Source organism: Stenotrophomonas maltophilia (assembly GCF_900186865.1).
GTDB classification, from domain to species: domain Bacteria; phylum Pseudomonadota; class Gammaproteobacteria; order Xanthomonadales; family Xanthomonadaceae; genus Stenotrophomonas; species Stenotrophomonas maltophilia.
In genome coordinates this window covers 4,077,227-4,090,332 of the sequence record NZ_LT906480.1, presented here as the reverse complement: position 1 = coordinate 4,090,332, position 13,106 = coordinate 4,077,227, and the positions used below count along the sequence as shown (strand labels likewise).

Annotated in this window: 13 protein-coding genes; 8 read left to right on the top strand and 5 right to left on the bottom strand. The window is 68.1% G+C overall.

Features of this window, described 5'->3' with window-relative positions; translation table 11 throughout:
• Positions 1-8: 8 nt before the first annotated feature.
• Positions 9-434, top strand: coding sequence for a TonB system transport protein ExbD (gene exbD, locus CKW06_RS19340; RefSeq protein ID WP_024957123.1), 426 nt, complete (start codon positions 9-11; stop codon positions 432-434).
• Entirely contained in the window at positions 431-1,150 is a 720-nt protein-coding gene (locus tag CKW06_RS19335) for an energy transducer TonB (protein WP_024957122.1), read from the top strand. The genes exbD and CKW06_RS19335 overlap by 4 nt, the downstream gene beginning before the upstream one ends.
• A gap of 77 nt (positions 1,151-1,227) precedes the next feature.
• Here CKW06_RS19335 and CKW06_RS19330 read toward each other — a convergent pair whose 3' ends face one another.
• Positions 1,228-3,255, bottom strand: a complete 2,028-nt coding sequence (locus tag CKW06_RS19330; protein ID WP_005410924.1) for a sodium-translocating pyrophosphatase — start codon at positions 3,253-3,255, stop codon at positions 1,228-1,230.
• Positions 3,256-3,563: 308 nt separating this feature from the next.
• Between CKW06_RS19330 and CKW06_RS19325 the strand changes: the two genes are divergently transcribed.
• Positions 3,564-4,067: a hypothetical protein gene (locus CKW06_RS19325; protein WP_005410923.1), complete on the top strand. Its 504-nt coding sequence runs from the start codon at positions 3,564-3,566 to the stop codon at positions 4,065-4,067.
• Between the two features lie 73 nt (positions 4,068-4,140).
• On the opposite strand, the gene CKW06_RS19320 is transcribed toward CKW06_RS19325, so the two are convergent.
• On the bottom strand, positions 4,141-4,530 hold the full coding sequence (locus CKW06_RS19320; protein WP_005410922.1) for a DUF488 domain-containing protein: 390 nt from the start codon (positions 4,528-4,530) through the stop codon (positions 4,141-4,143).
• A gap of 118 nt (positions 4,531-4,648) precedes the next feature.
• The gene (locus CKW06_RS19315; RefSeq protein ID WP_005410921.1) at positions 4,649-5,905 is read right to left on the bottom strand and encodes a 6-phosphofructokinase; all 1,257 of its coding nucleotides are present in this window, start codon (positions 5,903-5,905) and stop codon (positions 4,649-4,651) included.
• 136 nt (positions 5,906-6,041) lie between these two features.
• Here CKW06_RS19315 and CKW06_RS19310 point away from each other — a divergent pair, with 136 nt between their 5' ends.
• The 3 genes from CKW06_RS19310 (at position 6,042) to CKW06_RS19300 (ending at position 8,874) form a co-directional block, all read left to right on the top strand.
• On the top strand, positions 6,042-6,605 hold the full coding sequence (locus CKW06_RS19310) for an adenylate kinase (RefSeq protein ID WP_024957121.1): 564 nt from the start codon (positions 6,042-6,044) through the stop codon (positions 6,603-6,605).
• Positions 6,606-6,934: 329 nt separating this feature from the next.
• Positions 6,935-8,299 (top strand): UDP-N-acetylmuramate:L-alanyl-gamma-D-glutamyl-meso-diaminopimelate ligase, encoded by a 1,365-nt coding sequence (gene mpl / locus CKW06_RS19305; RefSeq protein WP_024957120.1) that lies wholly within the window; start codon positions 6,935-6,937, stop codon positions 8,297-8,299.
• Positions 8,296-8,874, top strand: coding sequence for an LON peptidase substrate-binding domain-containing protein (locus tag CKW06_RS19300; protein ID WP_012481182.1), 579 nt, complete (start codon positions 8,296-8,298; stop codon positions 8,872-8,874). Before mpl ends, CKW06_RS19300 begins: the two co-directional genes overlap by 4 nt.
• A gap of 150 nt (positions 8,875-9,024) precedes the next feature.
• Here CKW06_RS19300 and CKW06_RS19295 read toward each other — a convergent pair whose 3' ends face one another.
• Complete coding sequence (locus CKW06_RS19295) at positions 9,025-11,022, bottom strand: bifunctional DedA family/phosphatase PAP2 family protein (RefSeq protein WP_012481181.1); 1,998 nt, start codon at positions 11,020-11,022, stop codon at positions 9,025-9,027.
• An 85-nt stretch (positions 11,023-11,107) separates the two neighbouring features.
• Here CKW06_RS19295 and CKW06_RS19290 point away from each other — a divergent pair, with 85 nt between their 5' ends.
• Both CKW06_RS19290 and CKW06_RS19285 read left to right on the top strand, forming a co-directional pair.
• Complete coding sequence (locus CKW06_RS19290) at positions 11,108-11,770, top strand: serine/threonine-protein kinase (protein ID WP_012481180.1); 663 nt, start codon at positions 11,108-11,110, stop codon at positions 11,768-11,770.
• Positions 11,771-11,784: 14 nt separating this feature from the next.
• Positions 11,785-12,273, top strand: a complete 489-nt coding sequence (locus tag CKW06_RS19285) for a DUF2867 domain-containing protein (RefSeq protein ID WP_217279012.1) — start codon at positions 11,785-11,787, stop codon at positions 12,271-12,273.
• A 51-nt stretch (positions 12,274-12,324) separates the two neighbouring features.
• Here CKW06_RS19285 and CKW06_RS19280 read toward each other — a convergent pair whose 3' ends face one another.
• Complete coding sequence (locus tag CKW06_RS19280) at positions 12,325-13,008, bottom strand: hypothetical protein (RefSeq protein ID WP_024957118.1); 684 nt, start codon at positions 13,006-13,008, stop codon at positions 12,325-12,327.
• Between the last annotated feature and the right edge of the window lie 98 nt (positions 13,009-13,106).

Genomic DNA, 13,106 nt, shown 5'->3' with positions numbered 1-13,106 from the left:
GCGCGACGATGGCGATCAGGACCGCGTCCGACCGCGACGACGCACCGGAAGAAGCACACGAGATCAACGTCACGCCCTTCATCGACGTAATGCTGGTGCTGCTGATCATCTTCATGGTAGCCGCACCGCTGGCCACCGTATCAGTGCCGGTGCAGCTGCCGGCCAGCAGCGCCAGTGCCACGCCGCCCGAACAGGCGCCGGTGTATGTGACCGTGCAGGCCGATCTGTCGCTGCGCGTGGGCGAGCAGGCGGTGGCGCGTGACGGGCTGGCCGCTGCATTGCAGGCGGCCACCCACGGCGACACCGCGCAGCGCATCTTCCTGCGTGCCGATACCCGCGTGCCTTACGGTGAACTGATGGCGACGCTGGACGCGCTGCGTGCGGCCGGTTACCTGAAGGTGGCGCTGGTCGGCGTTGAGCAGGGCGCGCGATGAGCGGATTGCGGCGCTGGGCGACCAGCCTGGCGATCGTGCTGCTGGTGCACGCGCTGCTGATCGGCGCGGCCTGCTGGTGGGCGACGCGCGCACCGGTACTGGCTGCGACGGCGCCGCCCGCCGCGCTGATGCTGGAACTGGCACCGATGGCGCAGGCACCGCCGGTGCCGCCGCGCGAGGTCGCCACCGGTCCACTGCAGCAGCAACAGCAGCGGCGGGCGCCGAAGCCGGCCCTGCGCGAGCAACCGGAGGCGCCGGTGCAGCCGCAGGGTGACCTGCCACCGCCGCGTACACCAGAGCCGACGCCCTCGCCGGATGTCGCCGACGCCAATGTCGCGCAGACCAGCGCACCGCCGCAGGTGGCCGCTGACGCCGCCGCGCGCTACACCGCACCGCAGACCACGGCGGGTGAGCGCAGTCGCGCCGAGGCAAGCTGGGAAGGTCGCCTGCTGGGGCACCTGCAGAAGCATCGCCGCTATCCGCGCCAGGCCGAGCGGCTGCGCCAGCAGGGCGTGGTCTACGTGCGCTTTGCCGTGGCACGCGATGGCGCGGTCTCGGGGTTGAAGCTGGGCCGCAGCAGTGGCTTCGCGCTGCTTGACCAGGAGACGCTGGACACCGTGCAGCGCGCCAGCCCGGTACCGGCGCCGCCGGCCGAAGTGGCCGGCGACCCGGTGGACGTGATGGTGCCGGTGTCGTTTTTCCTGCGCGGGCGGTGATTGACGGTGGGGTCGGATCCCTTTCCTGGGAAAGGGCTCTGACCCCATCGAGGCCGTCATCCACGCATGGCGTGGATCTACAGCAACGGCACCAGCAGCAGCGCCACGATGTTGATGATCTTGATCAGCGGATTGATCGCCGGGCCGGCCGTGTCCTTGTACGGGTCACCGACGGTATCGCCGGTCACCGCAGCCTTGTGCGCCTCGCTGCCCTTGCCGCCGAAGTGGCCATCTTCGATGTACTTCTTGGCGTTGTCCCAGGCGCCACCGCCGGTGGTCATCGAAATGGCCACGAACAGGCCGGTCACGATCGTGCCGATCAGCAGGCCACCCAGTGCGCGTGGCCCCAGCAGCAGGCCGACCACCACCGGCACCGCCACCGGCAGCAGCGAGGGCACGATCATTTCGCGGATCGCCGAGCGGGTCAGCATGTCCACCGCCTTGTCGTACTGCGGCTTGCCGGTGCCCTGCATGATGCCGGGGATCTCGCGGAACTGGCGACGTACTTCCTCCACCACCGCACCCGCCGCGCGGCCGACCGCTTCCATCGCCATCGCACCGAACAGGTAGGGAATCAGGCCGCCGATCAGCAGGCCGATGATCACCGTGTGGTCGCTGAGGTCGAAGCGGAATTCCTGCCCCGGATGTGCAGCCTGCAGGTTGTGCGTGTAGTCCGCGAACAGCACCAATGCGGCCAGTGCGGCCGAACCGATCGCATAGCCCTTGGTCACCGCCTTGGTGGTGTTGCCCACCGCATCCAGTGGATCGGTGATGTCGCGGATCTCCGAGGGCAGCTCGGCCATCTCGGCAATCCCACCGGCGTTGTCGGTGATCGGCCCGTAGGCATCGAGAGCGACGATCATGCCGGCCATCGACAGCATCGCGGTGGCGGCGATGGCGATGCCGTACAGCCCGCCCAGCGCGAACGCGCCCCAGATCGCCGCACACACGGCCACCACCGGCAGCGCGGTGGACTTCATCGAGATGCCGAGGCCGGCGATGATGTTGGTGCCATGGCCGGTGGTCGAGGCCTGCGCCACGTGCTGCACCGGCTTGTACTGAGTGCCGGTGTAGTACTCGGTGATCCACACGATCAGCCCGGTCAGGACCAGGCCGATCAACGCGCAACCGTACAGGGCCATCGGCCCGTGCACGTTGTCACCCATCAGGCCGGTAGTGATCGGGTAGAAGGCGATGGCGGCCAGCACGCCGGAGACGATCACGCCCTTGTACAGCGCGCCCATGATCGAGCCGCCAGGCTTCACTTTGACGAACAGCGCGCCGATGATCGAGGCGATGATCGACACGCCGCCCAGCACCAGCGGATACAGCACGGCGTTGGCGCCTGCCTCGGCCAGCATCAGGCTGCCCAGCAGCATGGTGGCGATCACGGTCACCGCATAGGTCTCGAACAGATCGGCGGCCATGCCGGCGCAATCGCCCACGTTGTCACCCACGTTGTCGGCGATCACCGCCGGATTGCGCGGGTCGTCCTCGGGAATGCCGGCTTCCACCTTGCCGACCAGATCGGCGCCGACGTCGGCACCCTTGGTGAAGATGCCACCGCCCAGCCGCGCGAAGATCGAGATCAGCGACGAGCCGAAGGCCAGGCCGACCAGCGCATGCAGCGCCTGTTCCATCGGCAGGCCCATGCGCAGCAGCAGCGCGTAGTAGCCGGCCACACCCAGCAGGCCGAGGCCGACCACCAGCATGCCGGTGATGGCGCCGCCGCGGAAGGCGACGTCCATTGCGGCGCTGATGCCGTGGCGTGCAGCTTCGGCGGTGCGCACGTTGGCGCGTACCGACACGTTCATGCCGATGTAGCCGGCCGCGCCGGACAGTACCGCGCCGACCGCGAAGCCGATCGCGGTGTACCAGCTGAGGAACACACCGACCAGCACGAACAGCACCACACCGGCCACGCCGATGGTCAGGTACTGGCGGTTGAGATAGGCACGCGCACCTTCCTGGATCGCCGTGGCGATCGCGATCATGCGTTCATTGCCGGTGGGTTGGCGCAGGATCCAGCGCGCCGAGACGATTCCGAACAGGATCGCGAGAATGGCGCAGCCCAGCGCCAGTGACAGCCCGTGACGTTCCAGCATTAGACCCCTCCGCAGAATGGATGTAGGCATCCAGTGGCGATGAACGGCACCACGAGGGGGACGACGGGCTGCAGCCTGGAACCAACCCGTACCGACCTTGGCGGTCGTCCGACGTATGGCGGTGTTCAGCATTCCCTGGTGCCCGCAGTATGCGTGCCGCGCACTGTAGAGTCGAGCCGTGCTCGACTGGCTCCTGCGAGTCGTGCCGCATGGCGCCGGGCTAGGGGCATGATTCGAGAGCCACAGGCCTTTGCACCCCGTTAAGCCAAGCTCTGCAAGCCTGCGCTCAGTCCTGTAGGAGATCTCCCATGCGCCTGTCCCTGTTGATGCTTGCCGCCCTGGTCCCGGCTGTACCGGCACTCGCCGCGGAAACCCCGGAGCTACAGCGCGCCGTGGGTGCTCCGCAGGCGGTAGGCGCGGTGCATACGCTGCGGCAGATCCCCGAGGCCTGTGCGCGCCTGGAAGGCGCCTTCACCGGGCAGGCGGCCGAGCCGTACCGCTTCTCTGCGGTGCGTACCAGTGAGCAGTGCCAGCCGCGCGCGCGCTTCGTCGACTACGCCAAGGCGCAGCCAAGTGCCGACAAGGGCTGGAAGCTCAATGATGTGATCCGCGTGCCCAGCGCAGCATGCCCGGCACAGCAGGCGGTGGTGCGCGTGTGGCGCCTGCCGTCGACCAACAAGGTCGAGCTGGACGGTCAGGGCCAGTCGCGCATCTATCTGGAGGAAGCGAAGAAGCAGGCCGCTGCCGGCCAGATTCCGCAGGTGACGATGTTCGCCGCGCAGCTGCAGATGGAAGGCAAGGCCTGCAATTGAATTTTGCGTGGGCGGTGTACTCACGCGGTCATCCACGGGTAGTGCCGGCCGCTGGCCGGCAACCCTGCAATCATCACTCCGCCAGCGTCGCCCCGCGCGCCACCAGCAGCTCGCGCAAAGCCCTGCGATGGCAGTGCGCCTCATCCTCGCAGTAGCACCCCACGCTGATGTCGTTGTGCTGCGACAGTGCGGCAAGCAGGTCCAGTGCATGGGCGGCATCCGGCGCTTTCATCTCGGCCTTGTAGTGGCGGAAGAACGCGGTCCAGTCGGCGGCCGTCTTCGCCTCATGCGCCCGCTTCACCAGTTCCGCGCTGGGTGACAGGGTCGGGAACCAGACGTCGTACCAGTCCTGTCGGGCGAACTCGCTGCGCGGCACGCCGCGCGGCGGCCGCCGCACGGTGCCGATGCGCAGGCCCTCGCCAGGCACGCGCGGCGTACCGAGTCGAACAACACGCAATGCCATGGTGTTCCTCCACTAAAAGGGGACGGAGGGGATTAAGCCGTATCCGACCCACTGCTGACGCTGTTGGAGATGACAGAGGGGCGTATGCGACTTAATCCCCTCCGTCCCCTTTTTCGGGTCAGCCCTCGAACGGCGGCAGCTTCTGCTTCACCGCCACGTTCTTCAGGGTGACGTATTTCGGCAGGCCGTCGGCGCCATACGGCAGCGGTGCTTCGCCCTTGATCAGCGGCGACAGGTAGGCCCGCGCCCTGGCGGTGATGCCGAAGCCGTCGCGGCGGATGAAGCCGGCGGGCATCTTCTTTTCATGGTTGGCGATCTTCGACAGTGGCGCCGCCTCGATCTTCCAGCGATAGGGCGCATCGCTGCTGCGCACGATCACCGGCATCACGCCGTTCTGGCCCTTCAGCGCCAGCTGCACGGCGGCCTTGCCGACCGCCTGCGCCTGCTCCCAGTCGGTCCTGCTGGCCAGGTGCCGGGCCGAGCGCTGCAGGTAGTCGGGCAGCGCCCAGTGCACCTTCAGGCCCAGCTGGTCCTTGACCCGGCCGGCCAGGTGCGCGGCCACGCCGCCCAGCTGCGAGTGGCCGAACGAGTCCTTGCCGCCGCCAGCGTCAGCGACGAAGCGGCCATCGGCGGTGGCGATGCCCTCCGACGCCACCACCACGCAGTAGCCGACGCGCTCGACCACCGCTTTCACCTTGGCCAGGAACGCCGCCTCGTCATAGGCGCGTTCGGGCAGCAGGATGATGTGCGGCGCTTCGTCATCGCCGTTGCCGGCAAGGCCAGCGGCCGCGGCCAGCCAGCCGGCGTGGCGGCCCATCGCTTCGTAGATGAAGACGCGGGTGGAGGTCTCGGCCATCGCCGCCACGTCCAGCGCCGCCTCGCGTACCGACACCGCAGTGTACTTGGCCGCCGAGCCGAAGCCGGGGCAGGTGTCGGTCACTGCCAGGTCGTTGTCGATGGTCTTGGGCACGCCGATGCAGGTCAGGTCGTAGCCGGAGGCCTTGGCCAGCTGCGAGACCTTCAGCGCGGTATCGGCCGAGTCGTTGCCGCCGTTGTAGAGGAACCAGCGCACGTCGTGCGCGCGCAGCACCTCCAGCAGGCGGTCATAGCGGGCGCGGTCGGCGTCCAGCGATTTCAGCTTGACCCGGCAGGAGCCGAACGCGCCGCCCGGGGTATGGGCGAGGGCGCGGATGGCCGCAGCGCTCTCCTTGCTGGTGTCGATCAGTTCCTCGCGCAGCGCGCCGAGGATGCCGTTGCGCGCGGCCAGGACCTTGATGCCCTTGGCTCGGGCCTGCTCGATCACCGCCGCCGCCGTGGCGTTGATGACCGCGGTGACACCACCGGATTGGGCGTAGAGGAGAGTACCGTTGCGCATGCGTCTACCTGCTCGGGGGAAAGGACATTGCAGGGACATTACCCGGATGCGGTAAAGTGGCGCTATTGCGGTGCAGCGATACCGGTCCGTCCGGGACGCGAACCTTCTTTGTTTTCAACACGTTGGAGTCAGGTCAATGCGATTGGTTCTGTTGGGACCGCCCGGTTCGGGCAAGGGGACACAGGCGACGCGCCTGAAGGAAAAGCTGGGGATCGCCCACATTTCGACCGGTGACATGCTGCGCGCGGAAATCGCCGCGGGCACGGAGCTGGGCAAGCAGGCCAAGACGGTGATGGATGCCGGCAACCTGGTGTCGGATGACATCCTGCTGGGCATGCTGGAGTCGCGCCTGACCCAGCCCGATGTCGCCAAGGGCTTCATTCTTGATGGTTATCCGCGCAATGTGGCCCAGGCCAATGCGATGGACGGCCTGCTGGCCAAGATCGGCCAGCCGCTGGATGCCGTGGTGCAGCTGGACGTGGCCACCGAGCTGCTGGTCGAGCGCATCGCCGGTCGCGCCAAGGAACAGGGCCGCGCCGACGACACGCCGGACGCGGTGCGCCAGCGCCTGCAGGTCTACAACGACCAGACCGCCCCGGTGGTCGACTTCTACGCCGGCCGTGGCACCCTGGCCCGCGTCGATGGCGTCGGTGAGCTGGACGAGATCGAAGCCCGCATCCTGGCGGCGATCAAGGCCTGATCCGGCGGGGCCGGTCTGTTGCCGGCCCTTCGGGCGCAAAAAAACACAGGCCTGGTCCGTGAGGATCAGGCCTGTGTCGTTTGACAGGCGCCAGCGAAGGGCTTGCTCAGGGCCCCGCAGCATGAGCTCCCTTGGGGATGGCCTCTTGGGGAGTAGGACCGGTTCGGGTACTGCGGCTGGCAGTTCGAATTGTGTCCGGGTTCACAGAACATCGCTATCGGGAATTCCCTGACAGGTGATTGGAGTTTTCTCACATCCCGTGTAGGACTTGTCTTACCCGGGGGCGGACATTGGCCCTATACAGCCGTCATCGGTCACAATCCTCGGTCATGAGCAGCGTACATATCCTTGCAATCGCCGGCACCTTCATGGGCGGCGTGGCCGCCCTGGCGCGGGAACTGGGCCATACGGTCAGCGGCAGCGACCAGGCCATCTATCCGCCGATGTCGACCCAGCTCGAGCAGCTGGGCATCGCCCTGGACCAGGGCTACCGCGCCGACAGCGTGCCGGCCGGCACCGATGACGTGGTGATCGGCAACGCCCTCTCGCGCGGCAATGCCGCCGTTGAGGCCGTGCTCGACGCCGGCCAGCGCTACATTTCGGGAGCGCAATGGCTGTCCGAACAGGTACTGCCGGGTCGCGACACCCTGGCCGTGGCAGGTACCCATGGCAAGACCACCACCACCACCATCCTCACCTGGCTGCTGGAAAGCGCCGGTCGTTCGCCCGGTTTCCTGATCGGCGGCGTCGCCGAGGATTTCGGCGTCTCCGCCCGGCTGGGCCAGGGCCGCGAGTTCGTAGTCGAGGCCGACGAGTACGACACCGCGTTCTTCGACAAGCGCAGCAAGTTCGTGCACTACCGGCCGCTGGTGGCCATCCTCAACAACCTTGAATACGACCACGCCGACATCTTCCCGGACGTGGCCGCGATCCAGCGCCAGTTCCACCACCTGGTGCGCACGGTGCCGGCGCGTGGCCGACTGATCGTCAACGGCGAGGACCCGCATCTGGCCGAAGTGCTGGCGATGGGCTGCTGGACCCCGGTCGAGCGCTTCGGCTTCGACCCGTCGCTGGAATGGCATGCCGAGCTGCTGGCCGCCGATGGCAGCGCCTTCCGCGTACACCACCGCGGGCAGGCAATGGGCGATGTGCACTGGTCGTTGCTGGGCCGCCACAACGTGCTCAACGGCCTGGCTGCGCTGGCTGCCGCACATGCGGTGGGCGTGGCGCCGGCCGACGTGATTCCTGCGCTGGCGCGCTTCCGCAGCGTCAAGCGCCGCATGGAAGTGATCGGCCGCCATGACGGCATCACCATCTACGACGATTTCGCCCATCACCCGACCGCGATCGCCACCACGCTGGAAGGCTTGCGTGCCAAGGTGGGTGACGCGCGCATCGTGGTCGCGATGGAGCCGCGCAGCAATTCGATGCGGCTGGGGGCGCACGCGCAGGCGCTGGCCCCGTCGCTGGCGTTGGCTGACGAGGTGGTGTTCCTGCATCGCCCGGAACTGGCCTGGGATGCGGCCGCGGTGATCGCTGCAGTGCGCGGCGAAGCGCACGCGGTGCCCGATACCGACGCGCTGCTGGCGCAGTTGCAGGCCAGTGCGCGCAGCGGCGACCACGTGGTGTTCATGTCCAATGGGGGCTTCGACGGCGCACCGCGCCGCTTCCTCGCCGCGCTGCAGGCCCGATGAGCAGCGACACATCACTGCCGCTGTTTCCGCTGCACACCACGCTGGTGCCGGGTGCAGCGGTCGGCCTGCGCGTGTTCGAGCGGCGGTACCTGGATCTGGTCCGCGACAGCGGCCGCAGTGGCGAGGGCTTCGGTGTCTGCCTGATCCTCGACGGCCAGGAAGTGGGAGCCCCGGCGACACCGGCAGCGTATGGCGTGCAGGTACGCATCGAAGACTTCGATGTCGGCGCCGACGGCGTGCTGCAGTTGCGCCTGCGAGGCACCCGCCGCTTCCATGTCGAGCGCACCCGCGTACGCGACAACGGCCTGGTGGTGGCCGACGTGCGCTGGTGCGACGAAGACCCCGACGATGAGCTGCGGCCGCAGCATGCGCTGCTGGCCACGGTGCTGGGGCACATCATCGAGCAGGCCGGTGAGGCCTATGCGCCGGCCAATCCGGCGTTGCTGGACCAGGCCAGCTGGGTTGGCTGGCGGCTGGCCGAACTGCTGCCGCTGAGCGAGCAGCAGCGCCTGCAGCTGCTGCAGATGGACGACCCGCACCAGCGGTTGCAGCAGTTGCTGGGCTGGATGCCGTAGCAGCCTGCTTTGGGTGGGTGTGCACCTTGGTGCACACGCTGGTGCATGCGGGGAATGTCATCCACGCATGGCGTGGATCTACTCCGCCGGGCATGGTTCGGCGCTACCTGTCCGTGTTCCGGCAGCGCCGGGTCATGCCCGGCGGCGGCCTCAGGGCGTGGTGGTCTTCAACCGCAGCACCGGCAACCCGGTTTCGCTGTGCACGTCCTCGCGCTGCGGCAGGTCCTGCACGGCGTCCTTCACTGCGTTCAACGCCGGGTCGACGCCACGCAGCGGGTGCCACATGCCGATCCACTCGAAGTGGCGTTCGTAACGCAGGGTCTGTGCACTGCCCAGCCACAGCGGCGTGTTGCCCGCCTGCAGCTGCGCGGGTGCCGGCCACAGGCGCAGCACATAGCGTTCGTCCGGCTTCGCACCCTGGCGCACCATCAGCAGTGCTTCCACGCGGGTGTCCAGCGTGGCCGGCAGCACCGGCAGTTCATCGGCGCCGGTGTTCTTGTCCAGCATCAGCAGCGCCTGCTGCCAGCCGGCCTGTTCCTGCCGCTTCCAGCCACGCGCTTCCAGCTGCGCCTGCAGCGGTGCCAATGGCCCGGCCACCTGCACGTCCAGCGGCCAGCGCTGGTCGTCGTCGAACTCGTTGCGGCGCGCCGGCAGCGTGGCCCAGTCGTGCTGCCACCAGGCCTGCATGTCCATCGCCTGCGGGGCTGGCAGGGTCGGTTCGAAGCGTTCCAGCTTCACCGGGATGTTGCGCGGTGCGTACCACATCGCCGCCACGGCGAAGACGCCGTAGAACAGCCAGGCCACCGGCTTCACCCAGAACGAGCGGTTGAAGCGGCGGCGATAGGCGATGCCCAGCACCAGCAGCCAGAACGTGCCGAACAGCATGCCGCCGATCACGTCGCTCAGCCAATGCGCGCCCAGGTAAAGGCGCGAGAAGCCGATCAGGCTGACCACGATGCCCGAAACCAGGTACGGCCAGACGCGGGTGCGGCCGGGCATCTCGCGTGCGATCAGCACCGCGAAGAAGCCGAAGGTGATGGTGGCCATGGTCACCGACACCGACGGGAAGCCGAAGCCGCTGCTGGCGTCGATCGGGCGCACCACATCCACGGTGGCGCCCAGCAGCATGGTCAGCGCCAGGCCGAAGGCCAGTGCCGCCAGCCAGTGAGCAGCGGCCATCCAGCGTCGGCGCCAGATCAGATAGCCCATCGCCGCGGCGGTGGCCGGCAGCAGGACCTGCCAGGCCCCGAGCGACGCCAGCGCAGCCATCGGGTAGTCGGCCAGCGGATTGCGCAGCGCCAGCATGGCCTGGTGCACCAGCAGGTCGATCGCCAGCGGCTCGCCATGTGCGACCACCACGGTCAACAGCGCGAACCAGCCCCAGCCCAGCAGGAGCAGCATCAGCGCCAGCATCGCCAGCGGCACCGATTCGCGCCGCTTCGGGTCCAGCACGCCAACGGTGTAGCGGCCCAGCGTCGGGTGGCGGTTGGACCAGTCCAGCAGGCGTGCCAGCCAGTTGTCCATGCGTGCGGCCGACCAGCGGTAGCCGTACAGCACGATGGCCCAGACCAGGCCAAGGATCACCGCCAGCAGGCCGACCACCACCACCAGCCGCCCGGCCACAGCAGCCACCGCGTCGTACGCTTCGCCGAGGATCCAGCCCGGCGCCAGGAACAGCACCGCCCAGGAAATGCTGGCGATGCCGCTGGCCTGCACGTAGCGGCTGGCGGGCATCTTCATCATGCCGGCGATGGCCGGCACGAACGGGCGGATCGCGCCGACGTAGCGTGCCACCAGGATGCTCTTGAAGGCATTGCGGCGGAACAGGTTTTCGCCGCGGTCGAGCAGCTGCGGGTAACGGCTGAACGGCCACACGCCGCGCAGGCGGTCGCCCCAGCGGCGGCCGATCCAGTAACTGATGCCATCGCCGGCAAACGCACCCAATGCCGCAGCCGCCACCGCGTACGGCCCGGAGATCTGGCCCAGGCCAATGAACACGCCCACCGCGAACAGCAGTGGCAGCGCCGGCACGATGGCGCCAAGAATGATGACCGCATCGCAGAAGGCGATGAGGAAGATAACGGCGCCCGCCAGCACGGGGTGAGCGGCAATCCACGCGAGCGTGGCGTCGATCCATGAAGAGTCCATTGCCCGATTATAGGGGCGTGAAGGTGACTGGTTCCCAGCCGCTTCGTGACCGTTTGCAACCGGCGCCATCGCCTAGAATGGAGTCATGCCGCATACGCCAGACGCTCCCCACCGTGCTTTGAAGGCCGACAGTTTCGGTCAGATCCTTCTGGTTGAAGGGCCCGATGGCCCGTTCGTACGCCGCGATCTGGGGGCCACGCCGCTGTGGCTGCGGTTGCCCGCGTGGTGGCTTGCACGTCGCGAAGCACGCGCGCTGCGCCATATCCATGGCATGGCCGATGTGCCGCAGCTGCTGGCCTGGGATGGCCGCCACCTCGACCGCAGCTTCATGGCCGGCGATGCCATGTACCAGCGTCCGCCGCGCGGCGATCTGGCCTGGTTCCGCGCCGCGCGTCGCCTGCTGCAGCAGCTGCATCGCAATGGCGTGGCCCACAACGACCTGGCCAAGGAAGCCAACTGGCTGGTCACTGAAGATGGACGACCGGCGCTGATCGACTTCCAGCTGGCGGTGATCGGCAACCCGCGCTCGCGCTGGATGCGGCTGCTGGCCCGCGAGGACCTGCGCCACCTGCTCAAGCACAAGCGCATGTACTGCCGCGAATCACTCACCCCGGTGGAGAAGCGCGTGCTCAAGCGTACGTCGTGGGTGCGCGAGCTGTGGTTCGCCACCGGCAAGCCGGTCTACCGCTTCGTCACCCGCCGCATCCTGCACTGGGAAGACAACGAGGGGCAGGGACCGAAGCCGTGAGTGCATCGCAGGTGATGAGCGCGCCGCCGAGCGCGGGCAGCGTGCTGCGAACTCAGCTGCCCGGTGCGGATTTCGTGCATGCGTGCCATGCGACCACCCGTCGTGACGGGCGCTCGGCCTTGCAGGCCTATCGCGACATGGCCGCGAGCATTCCCGGTTGGTTCGACGGTCTGATGGCGCTGCGCAACCACGGCATGCGCCTGCTTGGGATGAAGCACCTTGGCTCATTGCGTGCGGTGCAGGACACCGACGATCCGGCTGCCGGCCAGCGGCTGGGCATCTTCACCCTGCAGTCGCTGGATGACGATGCCATCGTGCTGGAAGACGATGATCGCCACCTGCGCGTACAGCTGGCCCTGCAATGGCAGGGCGATGTGCTGGAAGTGGTGACGGTGGTGCATACGCATAACGCATTCGGGCGCCTCTACATGCTGCCGGTCGCGCCCGTGCACAGGTTGATCGTGCCGCATCTGCTGCAGAAGCAGGTGCAGGCGTACCGGTGATTCGACACTGCGCTCGCCGGGCCATGCCCGGCGACACGCGGCGTTTCCGGATTACGGCGTCGCCGGCACCACCTGCTGGCCGATGAAGTTGCGCTTGGCATCGAAGTCATAGGCGATCTGCAGCTGGCCCACGTCCGGGCAGGCGTGGCAGTCGCGCAGCGGTGTGCGGTACAGCAGGCGGATCCCGCCGCCCTCCAGCGGTGTCGCTCCGGCCGATTGCGCCGGCGCGAATGGCGTGGCCTGCGGGTTGGCCTTCAACAGCTCCTGCACGGCCGGGTCGGCACGCAGCGTGTCGTCCAGCTGTACGGCATCCACATCGATGCGCTTGCCGCTGGCGTCGACCAGGCGGGTGCCTTCGTTGGTGTTGGCCCGGAAGGGATACTCGACCGTGGCAATGCCCAGCCCCTCGTTCTCATGCCAGGCGGTGACATACGCCAGTTCCCCGGCGCTGGACAGTTGCTCGGCCGCGGTGATCGCCTCGGCGCTTGCTCCCCCCGCTCGCATCGCATCGCGCAGGCAATCCCGGGTGGCGGCATTCTCGCCCTGGCGGCATGCGTTCAGATCGCCATCCCAGACCACGGCCTCGCTCCAGCGCATCTTGCCGTCAGCGGCGGCCTTCTCCGCGCTGGGCGCGTCACCGGCGGCTGGCTCCTTGCCGGGTTCCGGCGAACGGCCCTGGCAGGCAGTCAGCAGGGCAAGCCCCAGGGCAGGCAGCAACAGGCGGGAACGGCGCATGGCGTGGACCTCGTGCGTTGGCTGGAGGCCCGAGTATCGTCAAGGCCGGGTGAACTCCGCGTCGGCGCGGCATACTAGCGGCTCATTGCATACGCTGG

Coding starts and splice junctions, on each gene's coding strand:
- CKW06_RS19335 (WP_024957122.1), top strand. CDS start 431: ATGAGCGGATTGCGGCGCTGGGCGACCAGCCTGGCGATCGTGCTGCTG.
- exbD (WP_024957123.1), top strand. CDS start 9: ATGGCGATCAGGACCGCGTCCGACCGCGACGACGCACCGGAAGAAGCA.
- CKW06_RS19320 (WP_005410922.1), bottom strand. CDS start 4,530: ATGGCATTGCGTGTTGTTCGACTCGGTACGCCGCGCGTGCCTGGCGAG.
- CKW06_RS19300 (WP_012481182.1), top strand. CDS start 8,296: ATGAGCAGCGACACATCACTGCCGCTGTTTCCGCTGCACACCACGCTG.
- mpl (WP_024957120.1), top strand. CDS start 6,935: ATGAGCAGCGTACATATCCTTGCAATCGCCGGCACCTTCATGGGCGGC.
- CKW06_RS19285 (WP_217279012.1), top strand. CDS start 11,785: ATGAGCGCGCCGCCGAGCGCGGGCAGCGTGCTGCGAACTCAGCTGCCC.
- CKW06_RS19280 (WP_024957118.1), bottom strand. CDS start 13,008: ATGCGCCGTTCCCGCCTGTTGCTGCCTGCCCTGGGGCTTGCCCTGCTG.
- CKW06_RS19295 (WP_012481181.1), bottom strand. CDS start 11,022: ATGGACTCTTCATGGATCGACGCCACGCTCGCGTGGATTGCCGCTCAC.
- CKW06_RS19290 (WP_012481180.1), top strand. CDS start 11,108: ATGCCGCATACGCCAGACGCTCCCCACCGTGCTTTGAAGGCCGACAGT.
- CKW06_RS19330 (WP_005410924.1), bottom strand. CDS start 3,255: ATGCTGGAACGTCACGGGCTGTCACTGGCGCTGGGCTGCGCCATTCTC.
- CKW06_RS19310 (WP_024957121.1), top strand. CDS start 6,042: ATGCGATTGGTTCTGTTGGGACCGCCCGGTTCGGGCAAGGGGACACAG.
- CKW06_RS19315 (WP_005410921.1), bottom strand. CDS start 5,905: ATGCGCAACGGTACTCTCCTCTACGCCCAATCCGGTGGTGTCACCGCG.
- CKW06_RS19325 (WP_005410923.1), top strand. CDS start 3,564: ATGCGCCTGTCCCTGTTGATGCTTGCCGCCCTGGTCCCGGCTGTACCG.